General features: G+C 47.6%; 16 protein-coding genes. 6 read left to right on the top strand and 10 right to left on the bottom strand.

All coding sequences use genetic code 11. The features are described 5' to 3' along the window. Window positions 1-88: 88 nt before the first annotated feature. The 4 genes from SK066_RS01500 to SK066_RS01485 form a co-directional block, all read right to left on the bottom strand. Entirely contained in the window at window positions 89-1,378 is a 1,290-nt protein-coding gene (locus tag SK066_RS01500; RefSeq protein ID WP_320543363.1) for a vWA domain-containing protein, read from the bottom strand. Window positions 1,379-1,423: 45 nt separating this feature from the next. Further along, the gene (locus tag SK066_RS01495; protein WP_320543362.1) at window positions 1,424-3,796 is read right to left on the bottom strand and encodes a transcription initiation factor TFIID; all 2,373 of its coding nucleotides are present in this window, start codon (window positions 3,794-3,796) and stop codon (window positions 1,424-1,426) included. A 1-nt stretch (window position 3,797) separates the two neighbouring features. Next, complete coding sequence (locus tag SK066_RS01490; RefSeq protein ID WP_320543361.1) at window positions 3,798-7,187, bottom strand: tubulin-like doman-containing protein; 3,390 nt, start codon at window positions 7,185-7,187, stop codon at window positions 3,798-3,800. A 734-nt stretch (window positions 7,188-7,921) separates the two neighbouring features. Continuing rightward, window positions 7,922-9,745 (bottom strand): vWA domain-containing protein, encoded by a 1,824-nt coding sequence (locus SK066_RS01485; RefSeq protein WP_407673731.1) that lies wholly within the window; start codon window positions 9,743-9,745, stop codon window positions 7,922-7,924. 621 nt (window positions 9,746-10,366) lie between these two features. On the opposite strand from SK066_RS01485, the gene SK066_RS01480 reads away from it, so the two are divergent. From SK066_RS01480 to SK066_RS01455, 6 genes are all read left to right on the top strand, one after another. Continuing rightward, a complete protein-coding gene (locus SK066_RS01480; RefSeq protein WP_250344316.1) occupies window positions 10,367-10,519 on the top strand; it encodes a hypothetical protein in 153 nt (50 codons plus the stop codon). A gap of 36 nt (window positions 10,520-10,555) precedes the next feature. Continuing rightward, window positions 10,556-11,509 carry a hypothetical protein gene (locus SK066_RS01475; RefSeq protein ID WP_320543360.1) on the top strand — a complete coding sequence of 318 codons (954 nt, stop codon included), beginning with the start codon at window positions 10,556-10,558 and terminating at the stop codon, window positions 11,507-11,509. Beyond that, on the top strand, window positions 11,506-13,458 hold the full coding sequence (locus SK066_RS01470) for a hypothetical protein (protein WP_320543359.1): 1,953 nt from the start codon (window positions 11,506-11,508) through the stop codon (window positions 13,456-13,458). The genes SK066_RS01475 and SK066_RS01470 overlap by 4 nt, the downstream gene beginning before the upstream one ends. Window positions 13,459-14,073: 615 nt before the next feature. Then, on the top strand, window positions 14,074-14,478 hold the full coding sequence (locus tag SK066_RS01465; protein WP_320543358.1) for a lactococcin 972 family bacteriocin: 405 nt from the start codon (window positions 14,074-14,076) through the stop codon (window positions 14,476-14,478). Window positions 14,479-14,599: 121 nt separating this feature from the next. Continuing rightward, window positions 14,600-16,825, top strand: coding sequence for a bacteriocin-associated protein (locus SK066_RS01460; RefSeq protein WP_320543357.1), 2,226 nt, complete (start codon window positions 14,600-14,602; stop codon window positions 16,823-16,825). After that, complete coding sequence (locus SK066_RS01455; RefSeq protein ID WP_320543356.1) at window positions 16,826-17,473, top strand: ABC transporter ATP-binding protein; 648 nt, start codon at window positions 16,826-16,828, stop codon at window positions 17,471-17,473. A gap of 118 nt (window positions 17,474-17,591) precedes the next feature. On the opposite strand, the gene SK066_RS01450 is transcribed toward SK066_RS01455, so the two are convergent. The 6 genes from SK066_RS01450 to SK066_RS01425 all read right to left on the bottom strand — a co-directional run bounded on the left by SK066_RS01450 (window position 17,592) and on the right by SK066_RS01425 (window position 25,162). Next, window positions 17,592-18,995 carry a M20 family metallopeptidase gene (locus SK066_RS01450; protein WP_320543355.1) on the bottom strand — a complete coding sequence of 468 codons (1,404 nt, stop codon included), beginning with the start codon at window positions 18,993-18,995 and terminating at the stop codon, window positions 17,592-17,594. A gap of 6 nt (window positions 18,996-19,001) precedes the next feature. Then, entirely contained in the window at window positions 19,002-19,349 is a 348-nt protein-coding gene (locus tag SK066_RS01445; RefSeq protein ID WP_320543354.1) for a hypothetical protein, read from the bottom strand. Between the two features lie 32 nt (window positions 19,350-19,381). Beyond that, window positions 19,382-20,689 (bottom strand): helix-turn-helix domain-containing protein, encoded by a 1,308-nt coding sequence (locus SK066_RS01440; RefSeq protein ID WP_320543353.1) that lies wholly within the window; start codon window positions 20,687-20,689, stop codon window positions 19,382-19,384. Window positions 20,690-21,042: 353 nt separating this feature from the next. Beyond that, the gene (locus SK066_RS01435; protein WP_320543352.1) at window positions 21,043-22,356 is read right to left on the bottom strand and encodes an amidohydrolase; all 1,314 of its coding nucleotides are present in this window, start codon (window positions 22,354-22,356) and stop codon (window positions 21,043-21,045) included. 48 nt (window positions 22,357-22,404) lie between these two features. Further along, window positions 22,405-23,946 (bottom strand): p-aminobenzoyl-glutamate transporter, encoded by a 1,542-nt coding sequence (gene abgT, locus SK066_RS01430; protein ID WP_320543351.1) that lies wholly within the window; start codon window positions 23,944-23,946, stop codon window positions 22,405-22,407. Window positions 23,947-24,352: 406 nt separating this feature from the next. Beyond that, window positions 24,353-25,162 carry a YcnI family copper-binding membrane protein gene (locus SK066_RS01425; protein ID WP_320543350.1) on the bottom strand — a complete coding sequence of 270 codons (810 nt, stop codon included), beginning with the start codon at window positions 25,160-25,162 and terminating at the stop codon, window positions 24,353-24,355. Between the last annotated feature and the right edge of the window lie 61 nt (window positions 25,163-25,223).

The raw sequence follows: 25,223 nt of genomic DNA, 5'->3' as shown, positions 1-25,223 counted from the left end.
TATCGTCTATACGTGCTGATTAGCTCATGCACCGATCCATGTCGATATCTATTCCTATCTTCATCTACTCCGATCGATATCCATATCCTTACCGCTGGAACGTACGCCCTCCATCACCTGGACGTCTACGACGTGGCGAACCAGCCGAAGGCGTAGGCGGTGGTGGTGCTTCGCCGCGACGAATCAGACGCTTATTGTTCTCACCGATCGGTATGATCAGCGTGAAGAGCGAGATAATGAGCGCCATCAGCATGATCGCGAAGAAGCGTACGACACTATCTGTCCATGACCAATCTGTTTTACCGATGCCCCATTCTAATAGCAGACCTGCCAGCAGACCGCCGACGCCGCCACCGATACCGAAGCTGCGCGCCAGGAAGCGATTGTCGAACATCAAGCCCAATCCGACACCGAGCAAGGCACCGATCAGCATCATAAGCACCACATGCAGAATTTGATAATACAGATTGCTGTTAAACGGCTCGCTGCGTTCAGTTACCAGCGTGCGTTTATCCAGCGTATCGTAGATTTTCTGGAACGTCTGCGTCAGATCGGCTGCCTGCGCCACGCCATAATATTGTCCACCTGTTTGCGAAGCGATCTCGGTCAACAGATTCTGACCGCCATCTGCCGCAAGGCTCAGACCGACCGTATTGACCACGATCCCGCGATCACGATACGGCTGTAAGGACGACATATCCAGATCGCTATAACCATCCGACAGCATAATGACCGTTACGCCGCGATCGGATTGCTCCTGCTGCTTGATCTGATCCATCGTTGTGCTCAAGGCAGCATTAAAATTCGTTCCCCCTGCTCGTATGTTCAAGCTATCAATTACTGTATTAATCTGCTGCCGTGAAGACGAATTCAGCTCGGTTAGTGGCAATGCCACCCGTGCATCCCCGCTAAATTCGATAATGCCGACACGCATATCATCCTTCATGGAATTGACCATGTTTTTCACAGCCTGATAACGCAGATTCTGTGGATCGGTCTGGGTCATACTACCAGAGTCATCCACGACCACCACGACATCCTTTACCGTACGCGCTCCGTTAAAATCAAGCTGGTACAGTGCCTCGGCAGCAATACCGCCGACCAGCATCACCACGAGTGTGGCAGGTACGAGTAGCTTCCACGAAATATCCGCATATCGCTGACGCCATGATGCGCCATTCAGCTTCGGCGAGATCATCTCAGCCAGCAGATAGAAAATCCCGATCATCAAGCTAATCACGCCAAAATAAATCCCCATCAGCAGGATACGCGGCATCCGATCCAGATATAAATGAAGCAGCCATTCGCTAAAAATAAATCCAAGCGCTCCACCGATCAGACTGAAAAATACAAGAAGCCAATTGACCTTTCGCTGCATGTTCGGCTTCACCCCTTTCTGAATATCATCCTGTACTACTCCCTATTATTCTTGCCCTTCTTCTACATGAAAACGATAGCCATTCGCCACATACGTATCGTAATACGTACGACCATTGCGATAATACATCAGATCGGTAATGCCGAAGCCGCCCATCAGATTGAGCTTCTCTACGCCACTCGTACGATCCTCATGCACAAAGCCTGTTTTATAAATGCGAGTCGTATGATCCACACCTGCGGCATAACGTACAAACTCACCGTTTGCATTGCCAAACATATACTTTTCCTCATACCGATGCTTATGTGTATAATCGAGCAGCCGAATATGAATGGTCGCTCGATCCTCCAGTGTGCGATACAGCTCCTTAAACAAATCCTCCTGCGACAGAGCTTGCTTATTATGATAATCAATCGTCACATTGGCACGGCTCAATAGCTCCTGCTCGAATGTTTGCGATAGCGCTGGCGATGGCAGTAGCTCGCGGCGACATACCTCGATCAAGCGCTCCAGTAGTGGGGACGTTCCCTGCTTCAATAATGCCGTTACATCACCCATACTACGTTCCTCGAAAAAGGCATCCACTCCGCGCTTATCCTCTACCTCCAGCATCGCTTCGGCTGTGAGACGACTATAATAATCCGATACATTTTGCCCGATATAATCATCCGCCATCCGCAGGCTTGCCGCCGCCGCACTATGCAGCTCTGCTCCCAGCTCATCCATCTGCTGCACAAGCAGCATACAGCCGCGATGCAGTGCCAGCAATTGCTCTTCCCAGCGACGATACAGCTTGAGCTTGGTTTGTAGTCGTAAAATATACAGCTTATGCGGATAGATCGTAGCAATCAGCGCACGCGTCAATCCACGCACATTATGCTTGTCCATAAACGGCAGCTTTTGAAAAGAAAGATCGTCTGCACGGCTGGCATACCATGTATCCAGATCCTGCCTTGCCTGCTCGATCGCTATATTCAGATCACGAATCCGGCCATGTAGTAGCGGCCACAGACTCGCCGGATGATTTTCCTCCGTCCAGGCAGCAAGCTGGTAAAAGTGCACATCACTGCGCCCTTTCAGCCGCTCATCCATTCCGGTGCGAAACTCATGCTCGACATTCCAGCTATTCAGTCGGCGTTCCGTTTCCTGTTCATAGTTTTGACGGAAAAAGTCATCGCCACCCTGCTCGAATAGTGCCTGCTCTGCTTCGCGCAGGCTCATCGAGCGTAGCGCGGAGAAGCTGACCGAGCGCGTCATCAGCCCATTCATGTCCTCCAGTCTGGATTCATCAGGAATGAACGCATCTACTCGCCGATCCATGGCTCCTTCATCGATACCGAGTAACTGCTCGCGCTCATGTGTACCCAGCGTCGGCTCCTGCTTCATACGCTGCACGATGCCCAGGAAGAAGTTCTCCAGCACTGTGAGTGCAATTGCCTCATCCGGGCGTCTTACACGCGCAAAGCCCGCAGAGATCAATCCCTGTGTACCATCGGCAGTTCGGATATTGTTGCGAAACGCCATATTGTTGTAATCAGAACCTTGCAAACTATGATCATGACCAATATCCGTGCGCTGCCGATTTTTCAGCAGGCTAATCCGGCAAATGATATCGTAATTGCTGGCAATGCCACCATTGACCGATACCCCTCGCTCATTACGATCCGACAGCATGTAGACGAGCTCGAATAACGGTGCTGCTGCATGATGTACCATCACAGCGAGCCCATCCTCAGTACGCTGAAGCGGCGCACTCAAACGATAATCATCACGCTGCATCAGCTCTACCTCATGCAGAAAAGCAATACCTGCCGAGCTAGCATAACCGAAGTTCTCCTCCTGCTCGCCTTCATGCACAAGCACATATAGATCCATCTGTACTGACTTGAACGATTGACCGAGAATCGAGCGTGCCAGTAAGGCAATCTGTGGCACAAGCACATTCATCGGGTCTTCTACTCGTGTCACGACTGACAGATGCAGCCGATCAAACGACGAGTACATCCGTCCAAAATCAGCCAGCCGCCGAGCCGCCTGACGGAATACCCGGTTCAGCTCTAACAAATGACTGGCTTCCTCGCGAAAATGCCGTGCCCAATCGGGACGGCGCGTTTTCGCAGTGGAGCGTTCCGGATCGGGTACGGACAAACGGGAGACCAGTAGCTGGGGATGCTCCTCCCGGTGAGTAGAGGCGGAGACAGACCCTTCGGGCTGTACCTCCACATACATCACGCCAGCTCCATTATCCCATTTGCGTGCATTCACACTGCGGATATGATCCGCAGCATCCTGCAATCGATCCCCGATAAACAGGAAAACGGCGGGGTAGTGAATACTGCTCCGCCCGTCTCCCTGTCCGGCTGTTTTTTCCTCAGCAGCCGCGTAGGCTTCTGCGAATGAGAGCAGCCGTTTATTCATCTTATTTCAGCTTCCGGCGCAGATCGTTTAATTTGGAAACCATTTGCTTGTAGAACTGGTATGCTTCATCACCGTTAACCAGCTCGACACGTTCATATTCCAGACGATCGCGTGCTTCCAGATACGTTTCATATAGCTCATCCAGCTTGTTCAGCAGTGGCGTCACATCCTCAGACGAGGTCAGCTCATTGTCGCGGCGATCTGCTTTACGCATCAGCACAGCGCGGCTTCTCTCATCCAGTTGACGGAAGCTTTCGAAAATCTCAAATTCGACGATATTTTTCGTTTTCATCAGATTGACGAATGGCTCCCATGCCTCTTCTTCCTCATCACGATCATAGACAAACAGTGCACCCTTTTTCGTAATCGTATCGGTATACAGTGCCTGTACGAATTGATCGATCAGCTTTTCCTCGCCCTCATGACGACCAAGCATACTTTCCAGCTCGGTAATCTTCGCTTGAATCGAATCATACTTCGCCAGCTCCTGACGCAGACGCTCAATCATTTTCGGCGAACGAATTAGGTTGTCAGATGCAAGCTCTTCATTATAGCTATTGAAAATGTCGCGTGATGCTTCCAGCGGCAAGCCTTCGCTCAGCAGGCGACGCAGCTCCACCAGCGCACGCTTCACTTCACCCAGATTCGGGCGTGCAGCATCCAGACGCAGATCATAGCTATTCAATACCGCTTCCAGATCAAACGGCTGACTAAAGCGTACTGCAAAGCGACTGCTCGTATTCTGATCTACATCCTTCTCAACGATAATGCCGAGCTGACGTGCACGGTTAAAATCGTTACGAACACGCGCATTATACGTCTGCACACGTGTATTCACATACGTCTCACCCCATGAGCGTTCAGGGATTGGCGATGGCAGATACGTCCAGTTTTCCTTCTCGGTCATCACCAGGTGGCGACCTACGCCCTCGCGATCCAGAATCGTACGCTCATAGTTTTCTTCATACACCTTCAGCGGTGTGTACACAAACAGCGGCACACCGTTACGTGTGTTCAGCCAGAAGATACGGTTTTTGACCTGACTTTCCTTGATTGTAAAATGCGATTTGCCAATCGCGTTGTTCTGGTAGTTGCGAATACCGCGCAGAATGCTTGGCGCCTGTACCGGTACGGACACAAAGCCCCATGATGGGAAGTGAAGATTACCTGCGCTGTTGCTCAGGTGGAACACCGGCACCGCATCATCATCCAGACGGCTGGCAATTTGACGCTCCACGAACTTCTCAATCGGCTCATCCTCGCCGTATTTCATCACAAGGAAGTCCTCCATCGAGCGTGTGATCAGATCGCCGAACTTGTCGCTCAGGAAATCGGAAATGGAGCGCACGATGTCGACTTCATTTTCCTTCACCCATTGATCGGAATGATCAAGCAGCTGAGTCGCAAAGTCACGAATCAGATCATCGCCATCTTTGCTGTCCATAATGTCGCTGACCGCCTTGGAAATGTCCGGCACGCTGACCAGATTCCAGTAGTACGTTTTATTTCCGCGATGATCTTCCTGCTCGTTACCGCTGGTGAGCAGCTCGCCATTTTTCTCGAAAATCGAGCTGAGCGCGTTCAATACCTCGGTGAATACACCGTAAATACGGTTATTTTCACGATTCAGCAGCTGATATAGATCCTCGTAGAATTCGATCATTTGCTGCGTACGCTCAACATCTGCACGTAGCCAGTACTCGTCGATCTTCGCTTCCACGTACACATTTTTCTTTTTATCCTTAGAAACAAAGGCACTCTTCGCATCGCCCAGACGATCGTTCGCATATTCGGCTGCGGATTCGATATCACGTGGAATACGAGTTAGACTCTCACGCAGTGTCTCAATATAAGACAGCAGCATTTTCAGCAGGCTGAAGCCATGCTCGGTATAGAGCAAACGGGATACATAGAACGGCCCTTGCTCTGGATGCAGGAACATCCGGCGAATCTGGTCGGAAAATTGACCGACAATCTCACCTGGCAGCTGCTGCTTCGCTTTGATATATTCCTCACGCGCACGAGTAAGAAATGTCTGCTCCAGCTCGGTATCCAGACTGACCGCCTGCATTTTCACTACATTGTTATAGCTCAAACGCTCGCTGTTCTCAAAGCCTGGCAATGGCTCAGGTACACGGGATTCAAAGGTTTTGGTCATCGTATCCAGATCGACACCCAGCTTGCGGGCAAAGTTCTCTACCGCTTCCTGATCCGGTGCCTTATCGAACATTTTGTCCATCTTCTGGAATAGACGATACGCCAGATACGTGGTCATTTCTTCAATCGGCAGTACCGCAGACGATGCACCGATGATGTTGTATTCATAGTTCGCCGGATACGCGCGGTTCATCTGCGCGATATTCGTACGGATGTTACTAATATAGTCATGGATCGCAAACTCTTCACCGGATGCTTTTTCCTCACTCGCCATAAAGTTCGTAATATTCTCGGCGGTGACATTCATGCAGTAATCATATGCATTTTCTAGTAGCTTGCCTTCCGTATTGGTCGCCGAGATCAGGTGACACAGGTTAAATGGTGGCAATGGCGAATTGACGTTCAGGATGCTGCCATATTGCTGCTTGAACCGTTCACCACGCGCGTCCACGTTCATCCAGTAGTCCAGCTCCTTGAGCGCGGCATAACCGTTTTTGCGAATATATTCGCGGGTGTGCTCGCTCAAGCTTTTGTTCGACAGATTCACGTCTGGCGTGAACAGATAACCAAGCATATTCAGACGGTCAATACCGGCAGAGCCGAAGTCACGCTCTACGATGCCGCGTACGATATACGAGATATCGAGGAATGAGCCACTACCTGTACCACCGGACAGACCAGTCAGCAGGAAAACCATCAGCTTTTTGTTCGTACCGACAGACAATGTTTTGATCTTTTTATCGATGCTCTGTACGACCTGATTGATCTTGGTGAATAGCAACAGGCGTCCTGCCTGACGCACACCAGCCGCACCGTTCATGCCATCAGTAATGCTCATTTCTGGAGACAGCCATTCGGTAATGTATGGCTCTAACAGGCTGCGGTTTTGCAGCAGTCCACCGATCTCTGGATTAGACAACAGTACAAACTCGTTATGCGGATCCAGACCGATGCCCTTGTATTTTTTGTTGCGATCTTGCTCATTCGTTTCAAACGCAAGAAACTCGACGTTACTTGGTTTTTCTTGCTTCTTCTTCGTTACCGGATCCTCCGGCAGACGGAAGCGACGATTGATCTGATATTTCAGACGTAGCAGGGCATCGATCCCTGTGCCGCCCAGACCGATAATGAGTATCGGATTGTCGATCGTATCGACCCGGATTTTCTCACTGACGATACCGCCACCTAGCGATACGTCGAGCTGTTGGATGTGTTCTCTAACAATTGGTTTCATGGATGATCCCCCTTGTAACCTTCATAGTATATTGTCCGTTCATGATGCTTAAGATCAGGTGCTAAATGGAGACACGGCGGTGCCGCAGCATGGTGGGCTGGGTGGGCGTGTGCTCCTGTTTTTTTATTTGAGCTGTGGGTGCGTGTTGGTAATTGTGAGCTGACTTGTTTTGGTGAGCAGCAACCACTCCGGCAAGGAATAAGGGGGCGGACTCAGTGGAGCCGCGGGAATCTTTTAGAGTAGGATAGAATGAAGATTCCCGCCCCTCCAAAATCGTCCTTTCCCCTTATTTCCTTGCCTTCGTTATGAGGTGCTTGCAAACGTACATATCGAAAATCCTAACTTCTAAATGCTAGTACGTCTTTGTTCGTTGTCTACTAAACTAGATACGCATGTACAAATGTTTATCTAAACCAGGGTACTCAAAACAATTAATCAACTACCCCTTGCAATCACATGCCATACGCTTCGTTTACCCACATGTTCTAGTAAATGATTGAAGTTATTGAGATGATTGAAAATATCCGGGCATCTTTCGCAATGTTCCCTGATTGCCTCAAGATGCCCAGTCCATACCGCCAGCAGTGTTCCCAAGCATGTATGATATGGCTCGCATGATGGCTTATAGTCGATGGAATTCCTTTAGATGATCATTACTGACTTCATCGCTCTGAAAGACTACAGCCAGAAACATTCTTGATGACTGTTTCTCAGCTTGTCTGACCTCTATCCGCTTAATTCAAATATTCCAGCAAAATCGTCTTGTCGACCTGACGCAGTGCAATCGTGACGCGGTCGCCGCTTTTGAGTTCGTAGCCCCTGGAGGCGTCGATGGAGCGGCCGGATTTTTCGATGCCGCTTTCTGCTCCGTTACGGATCAGGATGCGGTCGTTATTGCCCGGGGTGAAGGTGATTTGTTCGGTCTCCTTCAGTTCCGGTGCAAGCTGGAGTAGCTGGTGCAGGTTGAAGCGTCCGCGGAAGGTGTTGAGCTTTTTATATTGCGGATACGACTTCTCACCTGTATTTTCATCACGGATTTCGATAACCATTTGTCCGACAAAGCCGCGGTTGCGTTGCTTCAGGAAACGAAGCAGGAACCAGATCCCTACGCCGAGCAGAATGACTACCAGTACGATGATGATCCAGCTGATCAGACTAAGTCCAGCGATTTTACCATCGGATGGTGCAGGTGTTGCCGTGACGCTATTTCCGTTTCCACTGGTTGCTTTGCCAGTGGCATCTACGGTTACAGGCGCCGTTTCACGATAGAAGCTTTGTTCCTCGGCACGTACGACTAGCTGGTAGCGATGATTATCTGGTACTTCGAATGTACCGGTGAATTGTGTACCATTCGTTGTGAGTGGCACCTGACTTTTTGCGCCACTATCCAGATCGGTCACGTTCAGTACGGCTTTGAGACTGCCAACTTGAGACGCATCAGCCAGCTTTTGACCATTGCTGGTCATGTAAGCCGAAATATCGATTTTATCGCCCTTGCTGTAGCTTTTGCTCGCAAGCGGCTCCAGTGCCAGCTCCAGGCTGTAGTTGAAAATCAGGTTAATATCGATCTTATCCTTGTCTGCGCCCTTCACCTGAAGCGTCCAGTCGCCCTGCTGCGGATTCAGCAGCTTGACGAGCGAGTAGCTTTTCGAGGTGGATACGCTAACCTGATCGGAAGGGACAGCGACAGCTTTACCGTCTGGATCAATTAGCTTCACTTCGACCTTTTGTGAGGACATGATCGAAATGTTCGCTTCTTTCACGCTGGCATTCGGAATATTGATTTTGACATTTTGGAATTGTCCATTCCCTGTAATCGAATCGACAGGCACCACATTAACCTGCTGGTGCGCTGCGAAAATTTCACTCAAAATTTGCGGAAGCTCATCTGCGGAACTGGTTACAAAAGATTTACCGCCAGTTTCGCTCGCGATGTTCGCTAGCGCCTGCTGATTCAGCTTTCCGTCCGCATTCAAGCCAACTGTGTATACCGGATAGCCGAGCTTTTTGGCATTGTCTACAGCTGCCTTGAGCTGCTGGTCTGCCTGGCTATTCGTTTTGCCCGCATTGCTGTTCAGATCGTTGTTGCCATCTGCAAACAATACGATCATCGGCTCGCTGCCCTGACGAGCGCCATCCTGTAGAATGCTGATCGCTTCGCCCATCCCGATGGAGATGTCAGTATATGGCCCGCGATTCAGATCATCGATAAATCGTTTCAGGCTCGCCTTGCTATCGGCCGAGTTCAAGCTCGTTAGCGCCTTTTCGCGCTCGATCTGATCGGTGTAAGCAACCACGCCAACGCGGTCGCCCTGTGCAGGCAACATATCGATGAATAGCTTCATCGCTTCATTACCTAGCTTCTGCGGATCGCTCGATTTCATCGAGTTACTCACATCGAGCAACAGCACCGCATCGATATTGGAACCAGCCGCACCGGATGAGCCGGTATTGTTACTTGCTGCCGCGAAGGTCATCCTCGCACCGGACAGCAGACTGACGAGGAGTACCATCGCCAGCAGTATATGCATGAATTTGAATGTTCTTACGTGCATCATTCTACTCCTTTACTCAAGGTAAAATGTGAATCATTAGCTGGCGGGGTACGGGCATAATCTCATGTAGTATAGTCTGTATGGATTAAGCGCCGGTTAAATTCACCTTAACATGCCTTAAAAATGATAAAGTGAAAAATTTGATACCATTTTCACCACCATATCCATAATAATCCATTTCTCCCTCATTTCCAAAAAATCAACGGCTGCTCTGTTCCCGAGCGTTGCCGCGTGGACGAATTGTGTGTTTGTGTGCTGGAAGATCGCTAGCTTGGTAAGATATTTTGCTTTGCAAAAATCACTTTTTATTTTACCTCGTGCTAGGAGATCGCTAGCACTGGAAGCAGTAAGATATTTTGCTTTGCAAAAATCACTTCTCATTTCACCTCGTGCTAGAAGATCGCTAGCACTGGACCAGCACCATTATATCTTAAAAGCTGGAATTCTTTCCCCACCCTAAGACGGGGGAAACGACTGGACTATCGGCTAAAAGTTGAATAATACTCATCGCTCCCTTTATTCTGGAATAGATTTTGACATACAATAAAGCATAAACCTTCTGTTATACCCTTCATTGCTGTTCAGCAGCTGATGAATACACAGGAATCAAGAGAGGAATCGATTATGGATATACTTGCATACGTATGTATCGGCGCAACGTTTCTTTTTGCAGGTAGCCGATTGATCATGTACGCGTATCGGCGCAAGCGCGTTCCAGCCGAGCAGGAGCTGGAAGAGCTGTTACTGGACGTGGTTAATCAGAAGCAAGGCGGTTAATGTTATACCAATTCCTGATAGAGAGTGATGCGAATCATGAATACAACGAAGCAGGCGGTACAGCTTCCGGTACTGGAGCCAAGCCGCCACAATTATGATCGACTGCGCGTCTGTCGCAAATGCGGTCGATTTACGATTTTAATGGAGGAAAGCTGTCCAAGCTGCGGCAAAATGAAGCTCGTGCCCGTCATTCGTCAGGCGCGAACACAAACGCTGCGACGGATGTTTAACGAGCTACTTATTACATTAATGCTAACGATTGCGGCAGTGCTCATATCACCGGATATGCGGCTGATGGCATTATTCGCTGCTGCCGGATTGGTACTGCTCGTGGCGCTATTTCTCGTTCAACGTCGTTCTGTAGAAGGCGCGACACTGCGCGAGCTGGGTCGATTATTTCGTCGTCAGCGTAGCGATATTTATGACGGACTGGTCGAGGATCAGCGAATCGGTGTGGAAGAGGTTCGAAGTGGTCATGAGGTAGCAGGCTATCATATTTTGCGTCAAACTGCTGTACTGGTGCAAAATGATCGCTTGCGGCTCGCTCTTCTATCCCTGCTGCAAAATTTCCGACTGCGCAGCGATATGGATCTGGAGCTGGATTCGCTGATCACGCGCGACTTTGATCCACTGGTTGCTGAATATATTGGAGAAATGGCACGCATCAAGCGCGATAGGATCAAGGAGCGCTCGATCCGCTATATCATTGCGCATGAGCCGAAAATTTTGCAGATGGAGCAGGGCTGGAGCATTCTGGTCAGCGTAACCTCTGCGATGGTACGGATGAAGCGTTACATTGCGACATATCCGGGCTTTATTCGCCGCTATGCACGTCATTTGCCGAAGGAACGATTTGTACGTTTATACCGGATTGTGCAGGCGGATGCCGAACTATTACAGGATGCACTGGCACAGGATCTGGAAGTGATTCGGCAGGAGCTGTATCCGAATGACCCGGAGCTGGATGGTAAGGGAGCCGTACAGTCATGAGAAGCATTCTGCGGTGGTTGGCGCTGCGTAACCTCCTGCTCATCGGTCTGGCTATTTTGCTGGTGCTGCTCGTGATGAAGGGCATCGGGATGTATCATAAAATACAGGCGGTACAAGACGCCGACCGCTATTATGCACAGCAGCAATGGATGCAGGCGGAATCGCTGTACCGTGCAGCTCGTGACAATTCATATATCCACTACGAGGAAGCTCATATTCAGGCAAGACTGGATGAGCTACAGCCGATCACGGCGTGGAATGATACTTTATCCGCGAGTGCAAGCCGTCTGCAAGCAGCGGCAGATACCGGGCAATTTGACGCTTATCTGAGCGCGTATGCGATCTGGCTACAGCAGCAGGAGCAGCAACAGGCGCGTCAAGATCGTTTTGAGAACGAATATGCCAAAATGACCAAGCAATACAATATGGAGCTACTGATCGGTCAAGGCTTTTCAGATTTTCGTACGCAATTTACCGAATCACTTCAGCATAATCTGGACACAGGCAACTATACCGATGAATCTGCCAAATGGAATCTGCTACGGATTCCGGCAGCTTACTGGCTGACACCCGACTCTTCTAGAAAAGGAACAGCGGCGGATCGGCAGCAGCTTGGCATCGAGCAACAATTCAAGCAATATGATACGACCAAGCTAAAACGGCTGGCGGCGGCTGGCGATTTTGATGCTTTTCTCAGTAATGCAGTCAGCACAAGGCAAGCGTATGAGCAGCATGCTTATCGCGATGAGGATTGGATTGCTTCGCTGATGAATACAGGTGCGCAAAATGTGATCACAAAGGATATCCAGTCTCAGCAAACGGCGAATTTTGTCCGACATTCGGTTAGCTTCCGTAACGCTGCTACCCAGCTAGCGCTATCATCCTCGCCTGTACTGGCTACGATCAATCAGCAGCTGAGCTCTTTGCAGGAGCAGGCGTTTACCATGACAACGGAAAAGAAATTCAGCGAAGCGTTACAGCTGTACGAGACGCTGTCACCGCTCGGTGATATGACCTCGGGTATCGCCCGTACCAAGCTTGCCTGGGCAAGTGATCAGCCAGTCTATTTACTGCAAAGCTCGAACGCCTCGGTCGCGTATGAGCATACAGTTGGTGGGACAGATTGGCAGGCATTTCCGGTGTACGCGATGGCTACAGACAACAACAATCGACTATTTTTCGGACATATGGATCGGGATGGTGCAGTCAGCGTATGGTCAGGTCAAATTGAACAAAATGCGGCGCAAATTCAGCAATTATCGCTGGATACAGCACTTAGCACCGCCGATAAGCCTGTGATCACTGTGCAATCACCAGCGGATGCAGTGGAAGGCTCGAATCGTCTGTTCTCGCTGTACGCCGTCACGCCCAATGGGCTACAGGCGATTGCTTCGTTAGCTGGGTCGAGCTATGAGGTACTGCCTGATCGCAGTATTATCGTTCATGTGGCACCCCAAGGTGGCGGCGCAGGGCAGCTGAATACGTATACTGCCAATGCCGATGGGGTGTACAGTCAGACCGATAGCCGTGCTGATGATAGTGCGTATAGGGAGATCGATGCTGGTGAGATTGAGGGACATGCCAACGAGCCGATTGCATTTACAGCTGAGATTGTGGCTGTGGATGATAGCGGAGCGATCATGCGCACGGAGCGAGGCTATGTGCGTTTGCGTGGTGGTGTTAACTTTTATACGGGTACGGTAAAGGTATACGGTGTCTTTAATGGAGAGTATGAGGAGTTTAGTCCAGCTTCATTGAATTTGCCGCCACTTTCTAATGCGACATCTACGGATGCAGAGAATGCTACTGATGAAGCTACAGAAACGAATGGCACACCTGACGAGTCATTCGAGCCGCAATACGGGCTCGGTAATGAGAACGGCTTGCCGGATAACCGTCCGGCTGTTAATGAACGTATTCCGGTTGTTGAGGTGCAGTCTATTCAATAATGATGTGGAGTTTTAGGCTTAGCTGCTTATAGTTGCCTTACATTAGGATGCGAATGTCATAGCAACATTGAAGATCGAACTGTATTAGATGAAAAAAGCAATATGACGGCTCGTATTATAGCTAGCAGTCCAGCAAAAGTACGTAATGATGCTATTAAAAATATATTCATTCCTGATTCTATGACTGTTTTAGTAGTAAAGGTAAATAATTTCAAATAAAGTATGCACGATTTAAAGGATAAAAGGAATACATTTATAAAATGTATTCCTTTTATTTCCTTATATCTATATACCTAATTATTTTCGACATTTTTCTCAGATGTTTCAAATCAAAATCAATTTATGTATTTCTAATTTATCATATTTTGTTATTAAAGAGTTTCTTTTCCACCAAAATATTCCTTATTTTATTGACATTACGGCTACTAAATCATAAAATATCGGCACTTTTTTCTCGTCAAATTAAAATATTGGTAAAACAATTAAAATGAATTTCAGGTTTTTATATGAAATAAGAAACATGTAAAAAGTTCTATATATTTTTTCTATTTAAAGACTTACCATTAAATGGTATCCTCCGGAGCATACATAACTAAATACAAGGAGCACGAACCCATGAAAAAACAAATACTTAGTGTAGCTCTATCAACCGGCTTATTATTAGCATTTTCAGGACAAGTAATGGCTAGTAGCAGTGCACCAGTAACAAGCGGCTCTATCGATCTTACTAATACTGTGCCAAACAACGCCAATGTAACGCCATTCTCAGTTAGCTTAGCTGCTACTGATACAGGTGGTGGAAGCTGGGATGAAGGTACTTCAATATCCGGTATTCACAAAAAAGTTTACTCTAACTACAATCATAATACTTACGTTCATAGTTCCAGTTGTACGATAGGTACACAAAGTAGCCATAGTGGCGATACGAAAGCTGGTTTAACTTCCTACTCAAGTGCCACTGGCGGACTGACAGACGAGACACATGCATATTGGAAAGTCAATTGGGTACCAAAATCTTAACTTAACACTATTTACTTTAATGATAAGAGAAATAAAAAAAGGAGATCATTCTAAAATGATCTCCTTTGTATTTGAGTCACAGCTTTAAATCAAGTTACTGTTTAAAAGGAGAATTTCGACCTTGAAAAAATTGATTGTTGTCTTTCTGATTCTTTTATCCACACTCACATTTTTAAAATGTTATCTGCAAACCGACTCACAAGAAATGAATGAATTCCAGAATATAGAGCAAACAATAGGTATCCCTTTTTCCATTCCCGACAATTTGTTATTAGCTAATCCTGAGCAAACATACAAGTTATTACTGCAATCAGCAAAAGAAACACATACTAATATTTTAAGGGCAGGACTGAATTATAGAGCTGATGGACAAGTTGAAGTCATAAAATATGTATTAATGACGACAAACAGTGAGCTTATCGATCATTATCGCTTATCATCTGGACAAAATTTGAGTTTACACGATACTCAAGCTGGTGATTACTATCTCTCATCACAATCGATCGACTCAAAGAACGCTAAACAAAAGGGTAGAATTTATGATTTTGGACATAATGATTTATTGAGTGTGCAACCTTTACATTTATCTTATCAGCATCTTCCTGTAGCTGGTCAATATTTCGTAGAAGGCAAAAATCCACAAATGCGTAACACTTTTCTGAACGCATTTATAACTCATATCAATAAAGAATTAAATATACAGACTGATCACGGATTAACTCTAGCATCATTTAAGGCATCAAATGTAGACAATGCTGATGTTACTTCTACACTTTATATTGATTATTTAACGTATGGGCAGATCGTTATCGTATTATTAACTCTTTTGTTGCTGATTTATTATGGATTTCGTGAATCAAAAACGATTGGAATTTACAAATTAAACGGCTTATCTATAGGAATAATATGGTACAAAATTTTAGGGAAGACGATTGTGATTTTATTTGGTCTATCGATCGTAATGTATATTGGCGCAGCTTGGATATGGGGCGATGGAGATTATCAATTTTTAGTACAATGCTGTATCACTCTATTTTATACGTATGGGACAGTTTTTGTGGTATCCGCAATTCTATACGTGTATATTGCATGCATTCAAATCCATTCTGCTATAAAAAACAAAACCAAAGTAAATCTAGTTTTTATAACAAATCTTGTTTTCAAAGTAGCTTGTTTACTTGCACTCATTAGCATAAGCATCTCTATGATCAGGCAGTATGAAGAAATCAGAGAGACTAAAACGAGTTTGAAAGGATGGGAACAATCTCAAAATTATGGAATGTTCTATCCTCTACTTACCGGTTACGACAAAGAAGATGCGATTGATAATGCCAAATTCAATGTAACTGTTGCACAAAAGCTCTATCCTATACTTAACCGGGAAGGCTCCCTTCTGATTAATGCTAGAGAATATGAAGAAACTGCACTACGCCTTAACAAAGATTACAAAGGTATACGTACTATCAAAGTAAATAATAATTACTTGAGTCAGTTTCCTATCATAGATGATACAGGCAACAAAGTAGCCTTTTCCGAGAGTGAAAAAGACTATATTCTGTTAGTTCCAGAGAAATATAAAGCTCAGCAACAAAGAATTATAGACTTTTTCACCAATGATCGAAAACAATGGGCATTGTATCAAAAATATCATTACAATCAACCTGTACCAGATTATATGACGCATCAAAAGCTAAAAATAGTATGGTTGAAAAATGAACAAAAAGTATTCAGCTTTAATCCTGATGTGTTCCCGCAAGAGGGCAATACTATTTTGGATCCAATTATTGAGGTGGTAACCGAGAAAAATAGTTTGGTATCTGATCTGAACTTGATCCTGGGAAATGGAGCATCTGACCCTTTAAAAATAAAGTTAGTAGGGAAGAATTCAGCCACTACGTACAATAAACTATTGCCTTTACTACAAAATCTAAAAATCGACGATAATCTTAAAAATATAGTCACGGTCGATCAATATATGCTTATCACTATGCATGATTTGGAAGAATCGCTGTATCTAGCTATAGCAATATGTATTGTTCTATTGATCGTATTTATATTCATTTTGTCTCAAAATTTAATCATGGTTATAAACAAATTCCAGCAAAAATTCGTGGTTCGCAAACTATTCGGTACAGGCTGGATTAAAACTTATCGTGAGTTTTGGCTATTGTTTGCTATAACGTGGATAATCCAACTTGCAATCCTGCTTTACATTGAATCAATCAATTGGATATGGTTTGGTTCGATTGGATTTTTTATATGTATTGAATGTTTAGCAAGTATAGCTTTGATTATCCAATTAGAAAAAAGAAGTGGCGTGTTTATAGGTGGAAAGGAAATGATATAAATGCAACCTATTTGTGAAATTCATAATATTACAAAATCATATGGGAGCACATGCCTTTGGCAAAATGTAAATATGCAGATCAATGCATCTGAAATGATTGCTATTACAGGAAAAAGTGGTTCTGGAAAAACAACGTTACTTAATATGATGGGAGTTTTAGAAAAGCCCGATACAGGAACGATTACTTTATTCGGACACAAAGCGCCCCATCCTTCATCACGTCAAGCAACCATTCTACGACGTCACAAAATCGCATACTTATTTCAAAATTATGCCTTAATAGATCAGTCAACGGTGGATGCTAATCTCGATGTTGCACTCGCTTATTCCCATCAAAGTAAGCAAGAAAAGAAAAAGCTCAAACAACAAGCACTCGAGCAAGTAAATCTAAGCATCCCTCTTCATCAAAAAGTATATGAGCTCTCAGGCGGTGAACAGCAACGTTTAGCTATTGCAAGAATATTACTAAAACCATTTGAATTAATTTTAGCGGATGAACCTACGGGATCACTTGATCCTGACTCAAGAGATGAAGTATTAGCATTATTATGTAGCCTAAACGATAAAGGGAAAACCATTATTATGGTTACTCATGATCCAGTCGTTGCCAACAAATGTAGTCGAATCATCGACATCAATACGATATGAATATGACCCATATATAGCATAAAGGGTTCTCTCATCATGTATTCATTACATGGTGAGAGAACCCTTTATTGCTGTATCTACAATGTCTTCTTAAAGTCCCATTTATGTTGTATGGATTTTATTTTACGGGTATATTCGGCTGCACTTCTGCTGGAATCGGACATACATACTCCTGCCCATGCAAGCGCTCCTCAAGCTCCTGCCTTGCTGCCGCAAGCAGCTCGGGACGTGTCAGCATCTCCAGCGCAGTGGCTGCCATAATCTCTGCCGCGTACAGCATACCTTTGTGCGCGATGCTCGTCTTGCCTACCGCCACCCATTGCCAGCTATGCGCAGCAGTACTGTTTACAAAGCACGCCGTAGTACATTGCACCGTTGGCGTGACCCAGCTCACATCTGCTACATCGGTACTACCGGATAACCATTTGCCGTGCTCATAGGGCAGAATCTCGTTCGCAAGCGCCAGCTCGCGCTGAGATGGTGGAAGCTGCCAGGATGCCTGCTTTTCTTCATCGGTCAGCGATTCGCGGATTGCTTCAGCCAATGCCAGCTCATCCGCAGTATGCTCCGGTAACGAGAAACGACGGAACTGCTCATCCACTACCTGCTCTAGCGTACGATTAGGCACAATTTCCGAACATGCCTTGTCGAAAATGATCTCGACCTCCGTCCCCGTCATCAGCGCCGCACCGCGTGCTACATTATGTACACGCTCCGCGATATCCGCCGCCTGGCGAATATGCGGTGCTCGAATCAGATACAGTACCTCGGCTTGGCTTTGCACCACATTAGGCGAGTGTCCGCCTGAATCAGTCAGTGCATAATGAATGCGCGCCTCCTGCACGATATGCTCGCGCAAATAATTCACACCTACGTTCATTAGCTCGGCAGCATCGAGCGCGCTGCGTCCTAGATGCGGTGCTGCCGCCGCGTGTGCACTGCGCCCTTTGAAACGATAATAATACTGATAATTCGCCAGTGTATGTACGGACATCACACTATGATAATCAAATGGATGCCACGTCACCGCTCCATCGACATCGTCAAACAAGCCTGCACGAACCATAAAGGTTTTACCCGACCCGCCTTCCTCTGCCGGACAGCCGTAGTAGCGAATCGTGCCCTCTAATCCATGCTGCTCCATCTGCTCCTTGAGCGCCAGTACAGCTCCCAGTGAAGCCGTACCTAGCAGATTATGTCCACAGCCATGACCATTACCACCTTCAACAAGCGGCGCATAAGTTGCCTGTCCAGCCATCTGACTCAAGCCGGAGAGTGCATCATATTCTCCTAATACAGCAATTACCGGATGGCCACTACCATAGCTTCCGATAAAGGCAGTATCGATTCCACCTGCTCCACGCTCGACATGGAAGCCCGCTTCCTCCAGTGCCAGACAGATTAGCTCTGCCGAGCGCTGCTCTTGAAATCTCGTCTCCGCGTATTCCCAGATCTGGTCACTAATCGCAATTAGTCGCTCCCGTCTTGATGCGATCGACGTACGAATCGTCTCTGCATCCATATCCGGTCAACTCCCTCCCAGCCCGATAAAGAGCATAATAAACACGAGTTCCAGCATGTAGCCAATCACCAGCATCATCGGCACGGTCACAATGAGCAAAATCATCCGTAGCTGTCGCTCCACACCATAGCGCTCCATCCAGCGGCGCAGCCATAGCCATAACAGCACCAGTGCCGGTACGATGATGAGCACACCGACCAGGACGACACCATAAAAAATCCAACCTGCCGCATTTCCAGCAGCTCCCTGCTCTAACCAGCGCTGCTTGGCAGTCACCAGACCGACCACCAGTACTGCCATCAGTACATAATATCCTTTAATGAGCGTGCTCCATTTTCCACTTTTCACTGCCATTCATCCCTTCCTATTCAGACTGTGCAAGGTGTCTAACGATTCACTCGCAAACGATAGATTTTCCGCGGTCGTCCGCGCACCGCTTGCTGTTCCTCGCCCTCCACCTCAGCCAGGCCAATCTGACAGAGACTGCTCATAATGCGCTGTGCATTACGAATCGTCATCGAGAGATGCTGAGCTAGCTGAACCGTGGTGAAGCCATCCCATTTCATATGACGGGTCAAGGCTTCAATTTTGCGATACGTGCGTGCACTAATGTTCACGCTATTCAAGAGCTCCAATAGCTCTGCATCGAGCGAGCGCGAAGCATAGCCCCATTCGCCCTCATCCCGATCCATTTCGCGGATATCGCCATTATCCTGCACGATCACCAGCAAGCGCTGACGATTATGCCGGGCATGCTGTAGCGCACGCATCGAATGGTCGCTCGCTGTAAACGCGGTATTGCCATAGCCGATGCCAACGGAAATCTGCACATCCATTTCCAGCTCCATCTGTCCGATCAGCTGCCCGACGCGTCCCAGCTCGCGCTCAATCGCTCCGCGTGTGCTCACAATCTGGTAGCTCCCCACGCCATTGTGTACCATCATGCCATCAACCTGCTCACACAGCTTCAAAATGCGCTGCTGCATATTCAGCTCGGCATGCTGCACTGAATAGCGTCCACCGCGCGAATTATGCCCGAGCAGATCAGCTTCGATCATCTGCATCCCGATCTGTGTCTCCTTAAAATAAGAACTGCGTGCCTGCTGAATAAGCAGCTGCGCAGCCTGCCGGATATCCTGCCGTGTAATCGTCAGACGATATGCAGGCATACCATGCTTTTGCAGCTCACTGTATACAAAATGCATACAGGTTAGCGCCGCTTTGCTTTTGCCTGCCTTCCATAGCCCCAGATGAAAATTCACAATCTCCATCGGATCTTCCCAGCCGTCAAAAATATGAATCCGCTGCGGATCAAGCGATACGCCCAGTTCTCCCAGTGATTCGGTCAGATCCAGATCCTCTGAACGGATCATATCGACCGAATACGGCTCATCGGTAATCCCGTGAGCAAGCATCATCTCAATCATGCCCTTGTACAGCGCTGAGCCTGCTGGTTTACAATAAACCGCCAGCTCATGCTCCTTCAGATGTGGACGTGCGATCGCCAGTGGAATCGGGCCGGAAAAGAACCAGCCCTTCAAGCCATGGCGATGCTGCTCCATCAATTCTGGAATTTCGTGTGGATGATTATACACAAGTGGCACAAAAACAACGTCCTCATGCAGCGTATCTGCGATCTGCATAATGTGCTGCACAGAGGGCATAGGTCCGATCACACCAAAACGATACGTCATCTTATTCTCCTTCGCTCATTCTTTTGTGCCATCATGCCCGCAGGTGAATCCCCCGGACATCGGTATATGGTTATTTCATTGAAGATAGAATCTGTTATCCGATACTCAGATTCATTATACCAACTTCCCGGCACAAAAGAAGCGAAGACTGTGCTTTACAGATGCAGGTACTGCCGATACGCAGACCACCCTTTATGCTCCATGAGCAATTTACATACACATGGGACGTTGATTGCTTATGAATACAAGCAACCGAATAAAAAGGATCAAAGGCAACGCTATGCGGCTCATTTTGACCTCATCTCATCCTATACATCATGACGGATGTGCATCCCTCTGCGCACTATTAAGATTTATTCCTCTACCCCCGCCTTCTCTGAAGGCAATACCGACACAGGTACGGCGTGCTCACGCAGCATACGCTTGGCAATCCCACTAAATACCTCTACCCCAATGCGAAGACTATCCTCCTCAATATCAAAGTGCGGATGATGATGCGGCGCCGGATTGCTCGCGCCAATGATCATATAGGTCGCCTTACCACCACGCTCCTGCACACGCCGTATCATATAGCTGGCATCCTCACTGCCTGTGGAATACGCATATTCATCCGGCACGGTGTGTACGCCCTTCACCTCACGTGCAGCAGCATTCGCCAGCTCGACCAGCTCCACATCACAGGTGATCGGAATCGCTGCTCCGGTCACTTCGATCTCGTACGTCAGCTCATGCATGCCCGCACTGTGCTCGACAATGCGCCGTACGCGCTGCTCCAGCTCTGCATTCGTTTCCTCCGATTCCGAGCGCGTCTCCACGATCATGCGTGCATGCTCTGCAATGATATTCGCCGCTGTTCCGCCTTCCAGTAGCCCTACATTAATACGCGTATCCCCACTGCTAAAGCGTGGAAGAGCGTGGATATTCAGCAATGCCGTTGCTGCTCCGAGCAGCGCATTGCGTCCCTTTTCCGGATCAGCACCTGCATGAGAAGCTACGCCATGAAAATGCACAGCCAGCTTCGTTGTAGCCAGATAGCCACGTGTTCCGCCATGCACCTGACCCGTTGGGACATCGCAGCCCAGATGCGCACAATACAGATAATCCACATCATCCAGCATGCCTTTTTCGACCATAGCATAGGCACCACGCACACCCTCTTCGGCAGGCTGGAAAATAAGCTTGATCGTACCATGAAAGTCCAGCTTCGTCAGCGCCTCCGCTACACCCAGCCCAATCGTCGTATGCCCATCATGCGCACAGGCATGCATATTACCGACAAATTGCGAAATAAAGCCGCCTGCCTGTGGCATATGCTCCTGATCGGTACTTTCCGTAATCGGCAATGCATCCATATCAAAACGAAACGCTAGCGTCGGCCCTGGCTGCTGACCACGCAAAATACCAACCACACCGGTATAGCCGCCCTTCATTTCCTTTACAATATCCGGGTTCGCGCCATGAGCCAGCGCACGCTCATAGGCAGCTTCCAGCACCGCCTCTGACGGCAAGCCACGACGTGAAGGCCCATCGATCGCATCGTGGCCATAGATCACCTCGTAGCCAAGCGATTGCAGCGTCTCGACGACCTTACTTGCTGTACGAAACTCGGTAAACCCAAGCTCGGGATGTTGATGCAAATCTCGTCTCATTTCAATGATATCTAGCATAAAAGTTCAGCTCCTGTTGTTATAATATAAAATCGATCCGTGGAACGATTAGCCTGCCAGCTTTGGATACACTCCCGGGCCAATCGGTAAACCAAGCCAATACCATACGACCAGTAGTAGCGACCATACCGCGAGAAATACGATCGGATACGGCAATACCAGCGAGTAATATGTGCCCAGCTTCGCATCCTTACGATAGCGCTGGAGAAAGCTGAGGAATAACGGCAGAAATGGCGACATCGGTGCAAACGGAATGACCGCCGAGTCTGCTACCCGGAAGATCATTTGTGCAAAGGCAGGATGATACCCGAGCAGCATGAACATCGGTACAAACACCGGTGCCAGAATCGACCAGATCGCCGAGCCGCTGGCGATGAACATACATAGAAATGCGGATAGGAACATCAGACCGAGAAAAGCAGGTACGCCCGTCATATTCGTCTTTTCCAGCAGATCCGTCAATCCAAGCGCCATGAACTTGCCCATATTGCTCCAGTTGAAAAATGCGACAAACTGAGCCAGTGGAAATACCATGACGATAAAGCCAGCCATTCCCTTCATCGGATCGGTCAGCAGTCGTGGCAGATCATTCTGATTGCGAATCTGTCTGGTCGTAATTCCATACGCAATCGCGGCAACGAAGAAGAGGAAAATAATAATCGGCACAATACCCGACATGAATGGCGAAGGCACAATCGTACCCAGCTCTGGATCACGCAGCAGACCACCGGATGGCAATACCAGTACCGCCAGAATCACCAGTGCACCGAGCACAGCCAGACCACTCACGAGCAAACCGCGATTTTGCTGTGGTGTTAGCGTTTCAAGGCGATCCTCTTCTTCATGTGGACGATAGGCTGGCAAGCGTGGCTCGACAAATTTATCTGTTAACAGTCCCCCTGCAATTGTCAGCACAACGACCGATACCGCCATAAAGAACCAGTTATCCAGCACACTCACGCTAGCCGCTGGATTAATCGCCGCTGCCGCCTCGGTACTAATGCCAGACAGCAGTACATCTGTCGTAACGATCAGCAGATTGGCGGTAAAGCCTGAGCCGACCCCTGCAATCGCTGCCAGCAGCCCTGCCACAGGATGGCGTCCAACCGCAAGAAACATAAGTGCACCGAGTGGAGGCATAATGACGAGCGCTGCATCGGACGACACATGACTGAAAAAAGCGATAAACAGCACCATATAGCTGGCATAGCGCGCACTAACACGCGAAGCCATTTTCAGCATCAGTGCCTGCAATAAACCAACCTTCTCCGCCAGCCCTGCCCCCAGCACTAGCGCTAGAATAGAGCCGAGTGGCTTGAAGCCGCTAAAGTTGGCAATGATATTCGGTAGCATCCACTGAATGCCTTCTGCACTGAGCAGATTTTTCACCGTGACCTGCTCGCCATTAGTTGGATCGATAACCGAGATGTCCAGCCATGACAATATCGCAGTCGCTGCCATCAGAATCGCAATCAGATAAATGAACAACAAAAACGGATTCGGAATTTTGTTACCAACCCGCTCAACCCATCCAAACAATCCCGTCTCGCCACTATGCTGCTTCAACGCCAACTCGTTTGCTCCACTCACTAGCCTTCCCCCTATTAAAAGAACTATTAACGATAATTTCGTTTAATTGATTATAGAAACAGAGTTGGAGTGAAGCAATAGATATGTCAGCTATTTTTACGAAAATATTCAAATAAAATTATAATTATGCATATTTGTATCACTCGATGGCAGTTATGTATCAATTCACTGTACAGATTGGAATGATGTTGAGCTCAAAATAAAAAAAGCCTGACATGAGAAAGGAATTAGATTCCCTTCTCCTATCAAGCTCATATTGGACAAAGTGATATTTATTTCTGCTGCTCCACTTTGTATGATGATTCGATATAGCGATTCACTGTTCGTACCGGTTTGCTAATACATGTGCCACACACTATATATTGTGCAGCGCATTTTCACTTTCTGCCTCTTTCTTGATTGTTTCTTACTTCGTACCACGCTTACGTGCAGCTGTTACCCATGCCCCAATCGCAGCGATCAGAGCTACAATCGCAATGACCAGTGTCGCGGTCTGCATACCGCTGCTCGCAGCAGGTGCCGCCTGAGCAGGAGCTGCGCTATTGCCAGCTGTCATTGTATCTGTTGCTTCTCCAGTTGTCGTCGTATCCGTACTTGTCTCTGTGCCAGTAGTTGCGCTATTGTCTATGCTTCCACTTGTTTCCGTACCAGCTGCCGACGTTTCGGTTCCGCTACCTGCGGTGCCTGCACTGTCATGTCCATGATCAGTAGTTGCAGCTGCGCCTGTAGCGCCATCCTTGCTAACTACCGTGATCGAATGCGGAGAGTCACTGCCTTTATCACCTGTCCACTGTACGATGCTACCATCACTGTAATATTGGAAAGCGTCCCATACGAGATCGCTATCCTTGTCCGGATTTTGACCTACAAATACAAATTGCTGGAATTGACCGGCTTCAATGCCGCCACTTTCCGCTTCCCATGTAACTGTCGATACTTCACCTGCATCATTTTTCTCTGTCGTTACCTTCCAGCCTGGAACAGGCTGATACTGCTTGAAGGACAGGTTTTCCGGCACTTTGAGTGTTACCTTGATCGTCGGAATATCTTTCTCTGATGGTACCTTCATCGTGTACGTTTCCCATGCACCTGTCATGGATTCAGCAGGCTTCACCGTTACGTGTGCACTCGCCACTCCTGTAAATACGATCATACCTGTTAGTGTAACGGCCGAAGCTACGGTTGCCAGGCGCGTCCAAAATGAATTCTTTTTCATAGATAAAATGCCCCTTTTCGAGTGGTATGGTTACATCTGTCCTGCTTGTGTTCATCTTGTT

The organism is Paenibacillus hunanensis, assembly GCF_034055775.1.
Taxonomy (GTDB): domain Bacteria; phylum Bacillota; class Bacilli; order Paenibacillales; family Paenibacillaceae; genus Saccharibacillus; species Saccharibacillus hunanensis.
Note: the sequence above shows the minus strand (reverse complement) of the source record. Positions and strands in the feature narration are given on the sequence as shown.